This window comes from Streptomyces sp. NBC_00091, from assembly GCF_026343185.1.
Classification (GTDB): domain Bacteria; phylum Actinomycetota; class Actinomycetes; order Streptomycetales; family Streptomycetaceae; genus Streptomyces.
The window spans coordinates 1,909,681-1,925,157 of the sequence record NZ_JAPEMA010000001.1 but is presented as its reverse complement, the minus strand read 5'-3'; the positions used below and the strand labels follow the sequence as shown (position 1 = coordinate 1,925,157).

Here is a 15,477-nt window from a genome sequence, read left to right as displayed (position 1 = left end):
CGTGATCGATATCAGCCCGTCCGTGATGCAGTTCCTTCTGGCGTTCGTCGTGGCCGCACCGCTCCTCGGCGCCGTCGCGGCCCTCCTGCCGGCCCCGCCCGGGCTCAAGGGCAAGAGCCCCGAACAGGCCGTGCTCCGCCACGGAGTCACCGTCACCGGAGTCATCCTCGCCGCGGCCGTCGCCCTCACCCTGGGCTTCGACCACGACGCCCCGTCCCGCTTCCAGGCGACGACGGACATCAGCTGGATCCAGGCGCTGAACATCCGGATCCACCTCGGCATCGACGGCATCTCGCTCCCCCTCCTCCTGATGACCGCGCTGCTGTTCTTCCTCTGCGCGGTGTACAGCTACTACAAGCTCCCCGAAGGGCCCTCCCCGAAGGCCTTCGTCGCACTGCTCCTCGTACTCGAGTCCGGCACCCTCGCGACCTTCGCCGTCCTCGACCTGCTGCTCTTCTTCCTCGCCTTCGAGATGGTCCTCATCCCGATGTACTTCCTCATCGCCCGCTGGGGCGGTGCTCAGCGGCAGGCCGCCGCCTGGAAGTTCATCCTCTACACCCTCCTCGGCTCCGTGGTCATGCTGCTCGGGCTGCTGCTGATCGGACTGAACAGCGGCACTTTCGACATGGTGGCACTCGCCTCTGACAACGGCCGCGGACTGACCCACACCACCCAGCTCCTGGCCGTCCTCGCCATCGGCACCGGCCTCGCCGTGAAGACCCCCATGTGGCCGCTGCACACCTGGCTGCCCGACGCCCACACCGCCGCCCCCACCGTCGGATCCGTGCTGCTCGCGGGCGTCATGCTGAAGATGGGCACCTACGGCTTCGTCCGCATCCTGCTGCCCGTCACCCCCGACGGAATGCACACCTTCGCGCCCTACCTCGGCGCCTTCGCCGCCGTCGGCATCGTCTACGGATCCCTCGCCTGCCTCGCGCTGACCCGCAAGGGCGGCAAGGGCGACCTCAAGCGCCTCATCGCGTACTCCTCCGTCGGACACATGGGCTTCGTCCTCCTCGGCATCGCGACCATGACCCCCACCGGGGTCAACGGCGCGCTCTTCGCCAACATCGCCCACGGCCTGATCACCGGCCTCCTCTTCTTCCTGGTCGGCGCCCTCAAGGACCGCTACGGCAGCAGCGACCTCGACACCCTCGCCGGAGCCACCGGCGCCGCCCTCTACGGCCGCGCCCCCCGCCTCGGCGCGCTCCTCGCCTTCGCCGCCGTCGCCTCCCTCGGCCTGCCCGGCCTGGCCGGCTTCTGGGGCGAGATGCTGGCCCTGTTCGGCGCGTTCGACCCGGCCGAGGGCCTCTCCCGCCCGGCCTTCCTCACCTACATGGCCGTCGGCGCGTTCGGCACCCTGCTCACCGCCGCCTACCTGCTGATCGTCGTACGGCGCGTCTGCATGGGCGACCCGAAGGCAGGCCCCGAGATCACCCTCGCGGACGTCCAGCGCTACGAGTTCGCCGCCTGGACCCCCCTCGTCGCCCTCACCGTCCTCGCCGGCCTGTGGCCCGCGGTCCTCCTCGGCCTCACCGACCCGGCCGTACAGAAGCTCCTCGCAGGAGGCAACGCATGACGGCCATGACGGTCCTCGCCGCCGACACCCCCAGCCTCGTCCAGTCCGTCGACTGGCTCGCGATCGCGCCCGTGGTCATCACCGCCGCCGTCGCCCTGTTCGTCCTGGTCGCCGACCTCTTCGTACCGGAGGGCCGCAAGCCGCTCCTCGGATGGATCTCGGTGGCCGGCCTGGCCGCCGCGACCGCCACCCTGCTGCCGCTGCGCGCCGGCGACCGCACCACCTTCTGCCTCACCACCGACCCCGCCGCGTGCAGCTACACCGCCGACCACTTCACGCTCGTCGTGCAGTTCCTGGTGCTGGCCGGAGCCCTGGTCACCGCCCTGATGTCGGTCACCGTCGTCCGCGACGCGCGCACACCGGCCGGCGAGTACTGGTTCCTGCTGCTCTCCTCCGCCGCCGGCGCCGCCCTGCTGCCCGCCTCCCGCGACCTCGCCACCCTGATCGTCGCCCTGGAAGTGGCCTCGCTGCCAGCCTTCGCCCTCGTCGGCATGCGCCGCGGCGACCGGCTCTCCTCCGAGGCCGCCCTCAAGTTCTTCCTTTCCTCGGTCGCCGCCACCGCCGTCTCCCTGATGGGCGTCAGCCTCGTCTACGCCGCCACCGGCTCCCTGCACCTCACCCAGGTCGCCGGCCGGCTCGAAGAGGTACCCGGACAGCTCGACACCCTCGCCATGGCGGGCGTCGCGCTCACCCTCGTCGGCTTCGCCTTCAAGACCGCCGCCGTCCCCTTCCACTTCTGGGTCCCCGACACCTACGTGGGCGCCCCGCTGCCCGTCGCCGGATACCTCTCGGTGATCGGCAAGGCCGTCGGCTTCACCGGCCTCATCCTCGTCACGGTGATCGCCTTCCCCGCCTACTCCGACATCTGGGGCCCGGCCCTGGCCGTGCTCGCCGCGCTCACCATGACGCTCGGCAACGCCGCCGCCCTGCGCCAGTCCGCCGACCGCGCCAACAGCGCCGTACGGCTGCTCGCCTGGTCCTCCGTGGGCCAGGCCGGCTACCTGCTGGTCCCGATCGCCGCGGCCGCGTACTCCGACCGCGACCAGATCGGCACCACCGTCGCCTACGCGCTCATGTACGCCGCCGTGAACCTCGGCGCCTTCGCCGTGGCCGCCCTGGTGGCCCGTACGAAGCCGCTGCACCGGATCAGCGACTACCGCGGCCTGTACGCGCAGCGCCCCGCCGCCGCCCTCTCGATGGCCTTCTTCCTGCTCTGCCTGGCGGGGCTGCCGCCGGGCATCATCGGCCTCTTCGCCAAGGTCGCCGTCTTCCGGTCGGCCGTCGACGCGGGCCTGGGCTGGCTGGCCGTGGTCATGGCGGTCAACGTCGTCGTCGCCCTCTACTACTACCTGCGCTGGACCGCGCTCCTGTTCCGCACCCCGGAATCCCCCCAGGACGTACCCGCCCCCACGAAGGCCCCCTGGCCCGTCGCGGCCGCGATCGCCCTCACCGCCGTGACCGCCCTGGTCCTCTCGGGCGCCCCGCAGCTGGTCCTGCGCTTCGCCTCGGGCACCCTCTTCCCGCTGTAGCCCGCCCGGCCGCGTCCCCGCGTACGCCGCTCACCCGTACGGAGTAACGCCCGCCGCTGCCCCCCGGCCCGTGCCACAGGGGCAGCGGCCCCGCCGTGCCCTGGGAACCAGACGCCCCCACCTCGCGTTGACCAGGAAGGGAGGGTCCACTGGACCGAAGACCCTCAGATCCACGACGGGGCTCCCCTGCCGCACCACTTGGAGGGCGTACCGTGCACCGCCGGCACAACGGGCTGAAGACCGCCGTACTCCTCGGCGGGCTGTCCGCACTCATCATCGTCATCGGAAGCCTCTTCGGGCGGACCGGCCTGATCGTCGCCGTCCTGGTCGCTCTCGGCACCAACGCCTACGCGTACTGGAACAGCGACAAGCTGGCTCTACGCGCGATGCGCGCCCGCCCCGTCAGCGAGTTCGAGGCCCCCCAGCTCTACCGCATGGTGCGCGAGCTCTCCACGTCCGCGCGCCAGCCCATGCCCCGGCTCTACATCTCCCCGACCGAGGCCCCCAACGCCTTCGCCACCGGCCGCAACCCGCGCAACGCCGCCGTCTGCTGCACCGAGGGCATCCTGCGCATACTCGACGAGCGCGAACTGCGCGGGGTCATCGGACACGAGCTGAGCCACGTCTACAACCGCGACATCCTCATCTCGTCGGTCGCCGGAGCCCTCGCCTCCGTGATCATGTTCCTGGTGAACTTCGCCTGGCTGATCCCGGTCGGCCGCTCCAACGACGACGAGGGCCCCGGCCTCTTCGGGATGCTGCTCATCATGATCCTCGGCCCGCTGGCCGCCTCCGTGATCCAGCTCGCCATCAGCCGCTCGCGCGAGTACGAGGCCGACGCCTCCGGAGCCCAGCTCACCGGCGACCCGCTCGCCCTGGCCAGCGCCCTGCGCAAGCTCGACGCCGGCACCAAGCAGCTCCCGCTGCCCCCCGAGCCCCGCCTGGAGACCGCGAGCCACATGATGATCGCCAACCCCTTCAGGCCCGGCCAGGGACTCTCCAAGATGTTCTCGACGCACCCCCCGATGGCCGAGCGCATCGCCCGGCTCGAACAGATGGCAGGCCGAAGTCAGTGAAGACCATCCTGAACCTCATATGGCTCGTACTCAGCGGGATCTGGCTGTTCCTCGGCTACTGCCTGGCCGGCCTGATCCTCTGCGTCACGATCATCGGCATCCCCTTCGGCATCGCGGCCTTCCGCATCGCCGTCTACGCCCTCTGGCCCTTCGGCTACACCACGGTCGAACGCCACGACGCGGGCGCACCGTCCTGCGTCGGCAACGTCCTGTGGCTGATCCTGGCCGGCTGGTGGCTGGCCATCGGCCACATCGTCACCGGCATCGCGCTCTGCGTCACGATCATCGGCATCCCCTTCGGCATCGCCAACTTCAAGATGGTCCCCCTCTCCCTGCTCCCCCTGGGCCGCGAAATCGTCCCTACAGACGCCCCCTTCGCCTCCCGGTGACGGCCTCCACGGCCTTCACCCTGTGGGGCGAGAGCGAGGGCCAGTCCGGGGAACAGCTGTGGGCACGGTGCGAGGAGGCGGTGGACCTCTTCGCCGAACCGCCCGCGCCCGTGCGGCGGCGCTACGAGCTGCTCGGCTGCACCTTGGAGGCGGAGCTCCAGGCCGCACTGGGATTCCTCGTACTGACACCGCTCGACGAGCAAGGCGAACCCATGGGGAGGTGGGAGTGGTACCTGGAGGACGCCCGCGTCCTCGCCACCCGGACCTGCGCCCGCGACGCGTCGCGGCTGGACGTCACCGTCGAGGCCGTACGCAGCGACCAGCAGCCTCCCCATCCCGGCAGGCCCCTGGCGGTGGGCTTCAGGCTCTCGGACGCCGAGGACGGACTCCTGGGCCGCTTCCGGGACCTCGCCGAGGTGTCCCCACCCGAGGAGCCCCCGCCGCACTCCGTACGACTCCTCGGATGCTCCCTGCACGGGCCGCTGCGCGAGGTGCTGGAGGGCAGGGACGAACGGCCGCTCGGCTACCGGCACCTCGACGCCCTGGACTCCGGGGGCGCGGTCCTCGCCCCGGCCGGCTACCCGCACATCGTCGACTGGCAGCCCTCCACGCGCGGGCCGGGCCTGTACGACCTGACTGTCCACATGGATCCCCAGCCACCCGTCGTCGCCGACATCTGGGCGCTGTGGAGCGACGGCCGTCCGGCCGTCCCCAACCTGTGGGCGCGCTTCGACCGTGTCGGCCGGTCCTGCTGGCTGGACCCCGCCCTGTCCCACCGGACGGGCCCGGACCGGCCGGCCGGCGGCACGTACCACCTCGACGGGCGGCACATCACCGACGCCGAGGGCTTCTTCTGCGCCGTCGGCGAGGCGGTCAACGGGCCGGGCGGGTACTTCGGGCGCTGCCACAACGGCTTCTCGGACGCCCTGGGCGGAGGCTTCGGAGCGAGATGGCCGTTCACCCTCGTCTGGCACGACCACGAGGTGGCCCGTCGCTGCCTGGGGGTACAGCCGCTCACCTCCCGTCCCGACGCCTTCCCCGAGCTGCTCTCCTTCCTCCGGGAGAAGGGCATCGACGTCGTCCTGGCCTGAGTTGTCCACAGGCCCGGGCGGCTGTCAGTGGGGTGCGGCACCATGAACACATGAACGAGACCGAGCAGTTGCTGAAGCAAGTCGCACACCGCGTACGCACCTCCACGCGCGAGCCCGGACAGCCCCTGCCCGTGCATCGGGCGATACGGGCCTACGAGGACTCCCAGCGGGGGAGGAGCGCGAGCTGGAGCCGCCCCCCTGGGCCGAGTTCAGATCCCGGATGACCTGATCCGGCCCCGCACCCCGTACACCAGCGCGCCCAGCGCCAGCACCGCCGCCCCCGAAACCGCCGACCCGACGGGCAGCGCACAGGCCAGCACCACACAGCCGGACAGCCCGACCGCTGCCACGGCCCGGCCCTTGACACCTGAACCGAGAGTCCACGCAGAGGCGTTCGCGATCGCGTAGTAGACCAGCACTCCGAAGGAGGAGAAACCGATCGCGCCCCGCAGATCGGCGGTGGCCGCGAGCACCGCCACGACCGCGCCCACGGCGAGCTCCGCATGGCGCGGCACCTGACGCCGGGGATGTACGGCGGCCAGCGCGCGCGGCAGATGGCCGTCCCGGGCCATCGCCAGCGCCGTGCGCGACACCCCGAGCACGAGGGCCAGCAGAGAGCCCAGCGCGGCCAGCGCCGCACCCACCCGGACGACGGGGGCCAGTCCGGGCCACCCGGCCGCACGCACCGCGTCGGCCAGCGGGGCCGTCGACCCCGCCAGAGCGTCGCTGCCCAGCACCGACAGCGCCGCCACCGCCACGGCGGCGTACACGAACAGGGCGATCCCCAGCGCGATCGGCACCGCGCGCGGGATGGTGCGCTGCGGATCACGCACCTCCTCGCCCAGGGTGGTGATCCGGGCGTAGCCCGCGAAGGCGAAGAACAGCAGCCCGGCGCCCTGCAACAGCCCGGCGGCCCCGGCCCAGTCGCCGCCGAGACGACCGGAATCCGCCGCGCCGGAACTCAGGCACACCACGACGACCGCGGCCAGTACCGCCAGCACCGCCGCCACGATCAGCCGTGCGATCCGGGCGGACTTCTGGACCCCGCCGTAGCTCGCGGCGGTCAGCGCCACCACCGCCGCGACGGCCACCGCATGTTGCTGCCCGGGCCACACGTACGCCCCGACGGTCAGGGCCATCGCCGCACAGGAAGCCGTCTTTCCGACCACGAAACCCCAGCCGGCCAGGTAGCCCCAGAAGGGGCCGAGCCGCTCGCGCCCGTACACGTAGGTCCCGCCGGAGGCCGGATACCGGGCGGCCAGCCGCGCCGAGGAGTTGGCGTTGCAGTACGCCACCAGGGCCGCCACCGCCAGGGCGGCGAGAAGCCCGCCGCCCGCCGCGCGCGCCGCCGGGGCGAGGGCGGCGAAGATGCCGGCGCCGACCATCGCGCCGAGTCCGACCACGACGGCGTCGGACACCCCCAGATCGCGCTTCAGCTCGTTGTCCACGGGCGGAGGGTAACCGCCCTGGACGACGACGCCTCAGGCGGCGCCTCAGATGACGCCTTCCCGGCCCGGAAGCGGCATCCGCTTGCGCTCCCACCCCTCCAGAGCGGTCAGGCAGGCGTGGTCGAGATGCCGCAGCCCGCTGAGGTCGAGGCGCACCGACGGCCCGTGCGGCAGCGCCTCCAGGGAGTCCAGGAGCTTCGGCAGCCGCAGGAAACTGGCGTTCCCCACGACCCGGACGCACAACTCGTCGCCCTCCCAGACCTCCTCGATGTGCACGTGGGAGGTCTCCCAGGCCGCCTTGGCCACCGCCAGGCCCAGCCCGACCAGCACCCCCTCGAAGAGGCTGGTGGCCACGATCGAGGCGGCCGTCACCACCAGCACCACCGCCTCGCCCCGGTGGGTCCGCCACAAGGCGGCCACCGCCCGGGCCGGCAGCAGCTTCCAGCCGGCGTGCAGCAGCACCCCGGCGAGCGCGGCGAGCGGTACCACCTCCAGCACCTGGGGCAGTGCCACCGCGAACAGCAGCAGCCAGCCGCCGTGCATCACCCGGGCCGCCCTGGTCCGGGCCCCCGCCTCCACGTTGGCGGAGCTGCGGACGATGACGGCGGTCATCGGCAGCGCCCCGAGCAGCCCGCACACGGCGTTCCCGACGCCCTGGGCCACCAGTTCCCGGTCGTAGTCGGTCCGCGGCCCGTCGTGCATCCGGTCGACGGCCGCGGCGCTGAAGAGGGTCTCGGCGGAGGCGATCAGCGCGAGCGCGATCACGGTCCCGACGGCTCCGACGGACGCCAGGACCCCGAAGCCGGCCCATCCGGGCGGAGCCACCGCGTCCAGCACCCCGGTCACCCGGACCTTCTCGACGGGCAGCCGCAGCACCGCGGCCACGGCGGTCGCCGCCGCCACCGCGACCAGCGCGCCCGGCACGAGCCGCAGCCGGGCCGGCACCCTGGGCCAGGCCGCCAGGACGGCGATGGTCCCCGCACCGAGCGCCACGGCGGCCCAGTCGGCCTGCGCCCCCAGCTCGTGCACCGCGCCCATCTTGGCCAGGGTCTTCCCGGGGGCCTCCACCCCGCCCAGGGCGTAGAGCTGCCCGGTGATCAGCACGAGCCCGATGCCGGCCAGCATCCCGTGCACCACGGCGACGGAGATCGCCCGGAACCACCGTCCGAGCCGTAGCACCCCCATGCCCAGCTGGAGCACCCCGGCGGCCAGCACCAGCACCCCGAGCGCCGCCAGGCCGTGGCCGTGCACGGCCTCGTAGACGAGCACGGTCAGCCCGGCGGCGGGGCCGCTGACCTGGAGCGAACTGCCCCGGAACCAGCCGGTGACCAGCCCGCCGACCACCCCGGTGACGATTCCCAGCTCGGCCGGCACACCGGAGGCGACGGCCACCCCCACACAGAGTGGAAGGGCGACCAGCGCGACGACGACGGACGCGCCGAAGTCCGCTCGGAAACTGCCGGCCCCAGGCATGCGGGAACCCCCTCGTCACACGGTGATGGATGTCACCCAGCGTGCTGGGCGCATCCGCCCGCCGCCTAGTGACCACCGGGGGGCCGGGCGGGAGCGTGCGCCGCTCACGCCGGGCACACACCTTGCGCTCCCTGCCGGGCGCCCATGACGAAGGGCACAACGCGGGCGGCCGCCGGAAGCCCGGCGATCCGCCCCCGTTGTGCCCCACGGGTCCACTCAGCGGCGTATGCGCAGCTCAGTGGTGGTTCAGCGGTAGTTCACGAACTGGATCGCGAAGTCCAGGTCCTTGCCCTTGAGGAGGGCCTGGATGGCCTGGAGGTCATCGCGGCTCTTGGAGCTGACGCGCAGCTCCTCGCCCTGGACCTGGGCCTTGACGCCCTTGGGACCCTCGTCCCGGATGATCTTCGCGACCTTCTTGGCGTTCTCCTGGGAGATGCCCTCCTCGATCGTCGCGAAGATCTTGTACTCCTTGCCGGACAGCTGCGGCTCGCCGGCGTCCAGCGCCTTCAGCGAGATCCCGCGCTTGACCAGCTTGGTCTCGAACACGTCGAGGACGGCCTTGACGCGCTCCTCGGAGTTCGCCTCCATGAGGATCTTCTCGCCGGACCAGGCGATGGTGGCGCCGGTGCCCTTGAAGTCGTAGCGCTGCGAGAGTTCCTTGGCGGCCTGGTTGAGGGCGTTGTCGACCTCCTGCCGCTCGACCTTCGAGACGATGTCGAAACTGGAGTCGGCCATGTGCTGTGGCTCCTTGAAGTCGGCTGTGGTGTGCCCCGGAGGGGCGCGGCCGGACATCCCCGGCCCGCTCCGCAAAGCCTAGCCACCACGCCCACGTGGGGCGCTGATCAATCCGGTGGCGAACCACCCCCGCACATCGGGTATCGTTTACGTCGTTGCCACGGAGCGCCGCCGAAAGGCGGAAAGACGGCAGCAATCTTGGCGGTGTGCCCGAGTGGCCAAAGGGAGCAGACTGTAAATCTGCCGGCTCAGCCTACCCAGGTTCGAACCCTGGCGCCGCCACGCGAGTGGAACCCCCGTTCATCTGCGGAAACGCAGTGGACGGGGGTTTCTTCGCATACCCCGGACCAGCCCCCCACCGAGGCCGGAGGGCAGGGCTAGGGGGCGGTGACCGTCAGGTGGTAGGTCGTGTCGATCCAGAAGCCGTTCGTGGCCGAAGCCTCGATCTCCAGGACGAACTGGCCCGGCGGGAGGGGCTCGAGGGCGCACCACAGACCCCAGGCGACCTGCGGTACGCCCACCACGGGGAAGGGCTTTGAGGAGAACTCCCTGACCTCAAGGGGAGAGCTGTTCAGCGCCGCCGAGGCACGGGTCACGTCCAGGCGCCACGGCTTGGTCAGGAACGGCACCGCGGCCCGCTTGGTGTTCAGGACCGGGAAGAACAGCGGCCGCCCCGATGGGATGCTGCACCGGCGCACCACCCGGCCGCCGTACGTCCCCGCGAGGAACCAGAGGTCCCGCGGCTGACGCCACCCGGCGTACGCGCCCGTCGTGTCCCCCACGGGACTCTCCTCGGCCGGGGCGGACAGCGCCCACCTCCACCACCGGGCGGCGAGCCGGCCGCCCTCCACCGCGCTGACGCGCCACTCGCCGTCGCCCATGCCCCACCCCGGTACCCCGTACGGCCGCCCCCTGCGGCCGAATTCGGGGTGACCCTATCGGCCCCCCGCCACGCACCGAAGCGGGCGGCCGGTCGTTTCTCGGGGCATGGCATGGACATCGGACAGACGCGGGAAAGCCGGGGGCGGCGTACTGATCGCCCTGCTCGGCGCCGGGATCCCGGCCCTGGTGGGGGCGGCCCTGCACGGCCACGCGGGGGAGCCCCACCGGGAGACCCGGCTGTACTTCGGCACTCAGCGCCCCGACGGCCGGGGACCCGTCGCCAGGGGGGAGTTCATGCGGTTCCTGGACCGCGAGATCACCCCCGCCTTCCCCGAGGGGCTCACCCTCCACGACGGGTACGGCCAGTGGCGCGGCGAGGACGGCGCCATCGTCCGCGAGGCCTCGTACGAGGTCGTGCTGCTCTACCCCGAGAAGGAGGCGGGCGAGCGCGACGTCCACGTCGAGCGGATCCGGCAGCAGTACGAGAAGCAGTTCGGGCAGGACTCCGTCGGACGCTCCGACGACGAGGTGGAAGCCGAATTCTGACCTGGGCACGGGTGCCTGAGGGGCCGTCGGCGCGCCCTCAGTTGCCCGCCATGTCCTTCACGGCCACCGAGACCGGGGTCGACCCCGAGACGAGCTCCAGCGTCAGACCGGCCGTCGCCGGAGTCTCGACCAGCTCCGCGAGCACCGCCGCCACGTCGTCGCGCGGGACGGGACCCCGGCCGGTGTCGGCCTCCAGCCGGACCAGTCCCGTACCGGCGTCGTCGGTCAGCGGCCCCGGGCGCAGGATCGTCCACTCCAGGCCGAGCCGGGTGCGCAGGTGGGCGTCGGCATCGCCCTTCGCCCGCAGGTACACGTCGAAGACCTCGTCGCCCTCGTGCCAGGGGTCGGCCCCCATCGTGGAGACCATCAGGAAGCGGCGTACGCGGGCCCGTTCGGCGGCATCGGCGAACAGCACCGCCGCACCCCGGTCCACGGTGTCCTTGCGCGCGGCGCCGCTGCCGGGACCGGCCCCGGCGGCGAACACCGCCACGTCCGCACCCTGCAGGATCCCCGCGACGTGCTCGACCGAGGCCGACTCCAGGTCGCACAGGACCGGTTCGGCACCGGCCTCCCGCAGGTCGGCGCCCTGCTCCGGGTCACGGATGATGCCCGCGACCTCGTACCCGCCCGCGGCGAGCAGGCGCTCCAGCCGCAGCGCGATCCGACCGTGTCCACCCGCGATGACGATGCGCATGTCCCGACCGTACGACGAGCCGGGCCCGCACGCCCGCGAACGCCCGGGGAAACGATCAGGGCCCCGGCTCCGTACGGCCCTGCCGGGGCAGGTCCAGGGCCACCGCGACCGCCGAGTCGCAGTACTCCCGCACGGCACTCGTACGGGCTACCACCCGCCCCCGGTGGATCACGATGCGGCTGTACGCCAGCGACAGCACCGCGGCGATCCGGTCCCCGCGCACCGCGAGCAGCTCCGCCGGGAAGCCGGCCTCCACCCGCACCTCCGGCAGCCCCATGGCCTCCCGGGCCGCCGCGCTGACGGCCTCGTAGGCATCGGCCGCGCGGAGCCCGCCCTGGGAGGCCAGCAGGTACGCGGCTTCGAGCGGGTCGCCCCGGCCGACCGGATTCCCGGCGTCCCGCAGGGCCCCGCTGCCGGCCGCGACACGGACCCCGGCCGCGCGCAGCAGGCGTACGGGGGCGGTGCGCAGTCCGCGGCGCTCCAGGGCCGCGCAGTCGCCCTGGGGCAGGCAGGTGACCCGTACGCCGGCCGCGGCGAGCCGGTCGGCGGCGCGGGTGGCCGAGTCCAGCGGGAGCCGGGACAGGCCGCCGCAGGGGCCGATGGTCACCCCGGGCCGCAGCCCCCCGGCCATGGCCGCGAGCCGGGCCAGGCGGCCCGGGTCGTCACCGTCGGTGTGCAGGTCCACCGGGCAGCCGTGCTCGGCGGCCAGCTCCAGGACCGCCTCCAGGAAGCCCGTCGGGTCGGGGTCCAGGTCGGGGCAGCCGCCGATCACGGAGGCGCCCATCTTGACGGCGTCGCGCAGCATGGCGAGCCCGTCGGCGCCGGCCACCCCGGTCAGCAGCCGGGGGACGGCCACGGTGGTCAGATCGGCCAGCCCGCGCAGGGAGCGGCGGGCCTGGAGCACGGCCTCCATGGGCCCCAGCCCGTGCACGTCGCCGATCCGGACGTGGGAGCGCACGGCGGTGGCGCCGTGGCCGAGCTGGAGCAGCGCCGCCTCGGTGGCCCGGCGCTGCACCTCGTCGGGGGTGTACGAGACCGGCCCCTCGCCGTCGGCGGTCAGGGCGGTGTCCCCGTGGGCGTGCGGCTCGGCGGGGGCGGGCAGGAGCAGGTAGCCGCGCAGGTCGACGCGGGACAGGGCGGGTGCGGGAAGGCTGCCCGCGGTGCCGACGGCCTGGATGCGGCCGCCGCTGAGCCGGACGTCGACGGTCCGGCCGTCGGTGAGCCGGGCACCGGTCAGCAGGAGGCCCGTGGGCTCGGGGGCGGGGCCGTCGAAGGGATTGCGCGGGGAGGGGGACGGCTGCTGCGGCTGGCTGTCGGACATCGCGCTCCTGCGGTGGCTCGGGCGGTTCCTGTGCCGTGGCCGCAGCCCGCGGCCCAAGATCACGCAGCGTGCTCAGAGCCTAGGGCGCGGGGGTCCCCGGTTCGCGGAAGAGCGCAATAGTCGTACCGGTGTGGTCTCCGTACGCCGAGGCGCCCGCGAGCGCGCCGGGGGAGTGTGAGCCCTGCCACAAACGGCCCGGTAAACGGGTCGGGAGGGGTCCTTGGGGTGATCGGGAAAGGCCGGGCGGTGGCTTCCGAGCCCAGTCCCCCCAAAGGATTTGGGCGATCGGCGGGCAACCGTGTAATGTCTTCATCGCTCGCCCCAATAGCTCAGTCGGTAGAGCGTCTCCATGGTAAGGAGAAGGTCTGCGGTTCGATTCCGCATTGGGGCTCTGGTGAGAGAGGTTCCCCACCCTCGGGTGGGGAACGGATCTCATCAAAGCGGCGTAGCTCAGTCGGTAGAGCAAGCGGCTCATAATCGCTGTGTCACCGGTTCAAGTCCGGTCGCCGCTACACACAGTAGCCGATTGCGGGGTCGGTCTCCCGATCGGCTACTCTTTTATGCGTTCATCCGTCCCATAGTCCGTCAAGGAGCACTCACGTGGCTGCCACCGACGTCCGCCCGAAGATCACGCTGGCCTGCGTGGAGTGCAAGGAGCGGAACTACATCACCAAGAAGAACCGGCGTAACAACCCGGACCGCATGGAGATGAAGAAGCACTGCCCGCGCTGCAACTCGCACACCGCGCACCGCGAGACCCGCTAGTCATTGGCGAAGTCTCAAATATAGGCACCGTCATGAGGTCGTCCCCTTCATATGGGGGGCGGCCTTGTGTCGTTTCCGCACCGGATCCTTGATCGGATCCGCAGTGCGCCGGCCCGGGTGCGGCCGGTGTGTCCCGTGCCCCTCTTGAACGTGTCCGTTCAACGTGCCCGTTCAAGCGCGCCCCTTCAACGTGTCCCTGCAACTGGAGGCAGTGAGCCATGGCCCTCGATCAGACCTTCGTGGGGCGGACCTACCCGCCCACCGAGCCGTACGAGGTCGGCCGGGAGAAGATCCGCGAATTCGCGGTAGCGGTGGGTGACGAAAATCCCGTCTACACCGATCCCGAAGCCGCCAAGGCGTTCGGTCACCAGGACGTGATCGCTCCGCCGACTTTTGTGTTCGCCATCACCTTCGCGGCGGCGGGCCAGGTCGTCGAGGACCCGCAGCTCGGGCTGGACTACAGCCGCGTCGTGCACGGCGACCAGAAGTTCGCGTACGTCCGCCCCGTGCGGGCGGGTGACCGGCTCACCGTGACCTCCACCATCGAGGCCGTGAAGTCGCTCGCAGGCAACGACATCATCGACATCCGCGGCGAAGTCCACGACGAGTCCGGCGAGCACGTCGTGACCGCGTGGACCAAGCTCGTGTCCCGCGCCCCCGAGGAGGCCTGAGATGACCGCGCAGATCCACTACGCCGACGTCGAGGTCGGCACCGAGCTGCCGGCGGCGTCCTTCCCCGTGACGCGCGCCACGCTCGTCCGCTACGCGGGGGCATCGGGTGACTTCAACCCGATCCACTGGAACGAGAAGTTCGCCAAGGAGGTCGGACTGCCGGACGTGATCGCGCACGGCATGTTCACCATGGCCGAGGCGATCCGCGTGGTGACCGACTGGGTGGGCGACCCGGGCGCGGTCGTCGAGTACGGCGTCCGCTTCACCAAGCCGGTCGTGGTCCCGAACGACGACCAGGGCGCGCTGATCGAGGTCACCGCGAAGGTCGCCGCCAAGCTGGAGGACAACCGCGTACGGGTCGACCTGACGGCCATGAGCGCGGGCCAGAAGGTCCTGGGCATGTCCCGCGCGGTGGTCAAGCTGGCCTGAGGCCCTTCGGGGGCGGGGCGGGGCCTGATGGCTGGGCGGGGTGCGGGGGGCGGGGTTTCACCTGGGCGGTCTCAGAGCCGGTTTGGGGGTTTCCCGTCAGTCCCATCGTCCTTCCGTGTCGGGCCGGTCCGTCAAGGGCGCTCCTTCGTCGCGTCGCTTCGCGATGGCCTTCGGCCACCCTTGACCGACCGTCCCGCCCCGGAAAGACAAAGGACTGCCGAGAACCCCCCAAAAGAACGGCACGGTCCAAGGGGCAGGGACGGGCGCCTCAGCGATGAGGCGAGGGGCCGGGCCTTGCCACGCCGGGCATCCGGGCCCGTCCAGGGAGGGCCCAGGGCCGGGGGCCCGGGGGCGCGTCAGATCGCTACGCGCTTCTCATATCTCAGCGCCTACCGACCGCCTTGGGCTGATACCTGCACCAAATGGTGACCAGGGTGAGGCGGGAAGCGAGGCGGCGCGTCAGATCGCTACGCGCTCCTCAGATCTCAGCGGCTGCCGGCCGTCTTGGGCTGATACCTGCACCAAGGGTGACCGCAGGTTGACCACGGCGAGGTGGGGTGTCTTTCCGCCGAGAGGTCCGCTTGCCTGATCCGTCGTTGGTTCACAGCCGCCATGGGCGCGCTGCTGCTTCTTCTCGCACCACTCCCTGCGGCCTCTGCCACTCGCAGGGCCGAGAAATGAGAAACGCGTAGCGATCTGACGCGCCCCGGGCCCCCCGCCTCACCCTCATCACCATTTGGTGCAGGGATCAGCCCAAGGCGGTCGGTAGGCGCTGAGATATGAGAAGCGCGTAGCGATCTGACGCGCCCCGGGCCCCCGGCCCTGGGCCCTTCCTGGCCAGGGCCGGA

15 protein-coding genes and 3 tRNA genes are annotated in these 15,477 nt (G+C 71.9%); 12 read left to right on the top strand and 6 right to left on the bottom strand.

The window, feature by feature from the left end; genetic code table 11:
- Window positions 1-25: 25 nt before the first annotated feature.
- From OOK34_RS08570 to OOK34_RS08550, 5 genes are all read left to right on the top strand, one after another.
- Window positions 26-1,579, top strand: a complete 1,554-nt coding sequence (locus OOK34_RS08570) for a NuoM family protein (RefSeq protein ID WP_267036670.1) — start codon at window positions 26-28, stop codon at window positions 1,577-1,579.
- Between the two features lie 5 nt (window positions 1,580-1,584).
- Window positions 1,585-3,108, top strand: a complete 1,524-nt coding sequence (locus OOK34_RS08565) for an NADH-quinone oxidoreductase subunit N (RefSeq protein ID WP_267036669.1) — start codon at window positions 1,585-1,587, stop codon at window positions 3,106-3,108.
- A 212-nt stretch (window positions 3,109-3,320) separates the two neighbouring features.
- Window positions 3,321-4,184 (top strand): zinc metalloprotease HtpX, encoded by an 864-nt coding sequence (gene htpX / locus OOK34_RS08560; RefSeq protein ID WP_267033256.1) that lies wholly within the window; start codon window positions 3,321-3,323, stop codon window positions 4,182-4,184.
- Window positions 4,181-4,573: a YccF domain-containing protein gene (locus tag OOK34_RS08555; protein WP_267033255.1), complete on the top strand. Its 393-nt coding sequence runs from the start codon at window positions 4,181-4,183 to the stop codon at window positions 4,571-4,573. The genes htpX and OOK34_RS08555 overlap by 4 nt, the downstream gene beginning before the upstream one ends.
- Window positions 4,570-5,664 (top strand): barstar family protein, encoded by a 1,095-nt coding sequence (locus OOK34_RS08550; protein WP_267033254.1) that lies wholly within the window; start codon window positions 4,570-4,572, stop codon window positions 5,662-5,664. The genes OOK34_RS08555 and OOK34_RS08550 overlap by 4 nt, the downstream gene beginning before the upstream one ends.
- 209 nt (window positions 5,665-5,873) lie before the next feature.
- On the opposite strand, the gene OOK34_RS08545 is transcribed toward OOK34_RS08550, so the two are convergent.
- The 3 genes from OOK34_RS08545 to OOK34_RS08535 form a co-directional block, all read right to left on the bottom strand.
- A complete protein-coding gene (locus OOK34_RS08545; protein ID WP_267033253.1) occupies window positions 5,874-7,112 on the bottom strand; it encodes an APC family permease in 1,239 nt (412 codons plus the stop codon).
- 45 nt (window positions 7,113-7,157) lie between these two features.
- Window positions 7,158-8,585: a SulP family inorganic anion transporter gene (locus OOK34_RS08540; RefSeq protein WP_267033252.1), complete on the bottom strand. Its 1,428-nt coding sequence runs from the start codon at window positions 8,583-8,585 to the stop codon at window positions 7,158-7,160.
- A gap of 246 nt (window positions 8,586-8,831) precedes the next feature.
- Window positions 8,832-9,320, bottom strand: coding sequence for a YajQ family cyclic di-GMP-binding protein (locus tag OOK34_RS08535; protein ID WP_031146023.1), 489 nt, complete (start codon window positions 9,318-9,320; stop codon window positions 8,832-8,834).
- A gap of 200 nt (window positions 9,321-9,520) precedes the next feature.
- Here OOK34_RS08535 and OOK34_RS08530 point away from each other — a divergent pair.
- Window positions 9,521-9,602, top strand: a tRNA-Tyr gene (locus tag OOK34_RS08530).
- Between the two features lie 95 nt (window positions 9,603-9,697).
- On the opposite strand, the gene OOK34_RS08525 is transcribed toward OOK34_RS08530, so the two are convergent.
- On the bottom strand, window positions 9,698-10,201 hold the full coding sequence (locus tag OOK34_RS08525) for a hypothetical protein (protein WP_267033251.1): 504 nt from the start codon (window positions 10,199-10,201) through the stop codon (window positions 9,698-9,700).
- A 106-nt stretch (window positions 10,202-10,307) separates the two neighbouring features.
- Between OOK34_RS08525 and OOK34_RS08520 the strand changes: the two genes are divergently transcribed.
- Window positions 10,308-10,748, top strand: a complete 441-nt coding sequence (locus OOK34_RS08520; protein WP_267033250.1) for a DUF3574 domain-containing protein — start codon at window positions 10,308-10,310, stop codon at window positions 10,746-10,748.
- A gap of 37 nt (window positions 10,749-10,785) precedes the next feature.
- Here the strand turns inward: OOK34_RS08520 and OOK34_RS08515 are convergent, their stop codons facing one another.
- Together OOK34_RS08515 and OOK34_RS08510 are read right to left on the bottom strand one after the other, a co-directional pair.
- Window positions 10,786-11,442: an SDR family oxidoreductase gene (locus OOK34_RS08515; protein WP_267033249.1), complete on the bottom strand. Its 657-nt coding sequence runs from the start codon at window positions 11,440-11,442 to the stop codon at window positions 10,786-10,788.
- A 55-nt stretch (window positions 11,443-11,497) separates the two neighbouring features.
- A complete protein-coding gene (locus tag OOK34_RS08510; RefSeq protein WP_267033248.1) occupies window positions 11,498-12,763 on the bottom strand; it encodes an amidohydrolase family protein in 1,266 nt (421 codons plus the stop codon).
- 318 nt (window positions 12,764-13,081) lie between these two features.
- Between OOK34_RS08510 and OOK34_RS08505 the strand changes: the two genes are divergently transcribed.
- From OOK34_RS08505 to OOK34_RS08485, 5 genes are all read left to right on the top strand, one after another.
- A tRNA-Thr gene (locus tag OOK34_RS08505) sits at window positions 13,082-13,154 on the top strand.
- Between the two features lie 48 nt (window positions 13,155-13,202).
- A tRNA-Met gene (locus tag OOK34_RS08500) sits at window positions 13,203-13,275 on the top strand.
- Between the two features lie 88 nt (window positions 13,276-13,363).
- A complete protein-coding gene (gene rpmG, locus OOK34_RS08495; protein ID WP_007265873.1) occupies window positions 13,364-13,528 on the top strand; it encodes a 50S ribosomal protein L33 in 165 nt (54 codons plus the stop codon).
- A 218-nt stretch (window positions 13,529-13,746) separates the two neighbouring features.
- Window positions 13,747-14,199: a MaoC family dehydratase N-terminal domain-containing protein gene (locus OOK34_RS08490; RefSeq protein WP_030241242.1), complete on the top strand. Its 453-nt coding sequence runs from the start codon at window positions 13,747-13,749 to the stop codon at window positions 14,197-14,199.
- 1 nt (window position 14,200) lies between these two features.
- Entirely contained in the window at window positions 14,201-14,629 is a 429-nt protein-coding gene (locus OOK34_RS08485) for a MaoC family dehydratase (RefSeq protein WP_267033247.1), read from the top strand.
- Window positions 14,630-15,477: the final 848 nt, after the last annotated feature.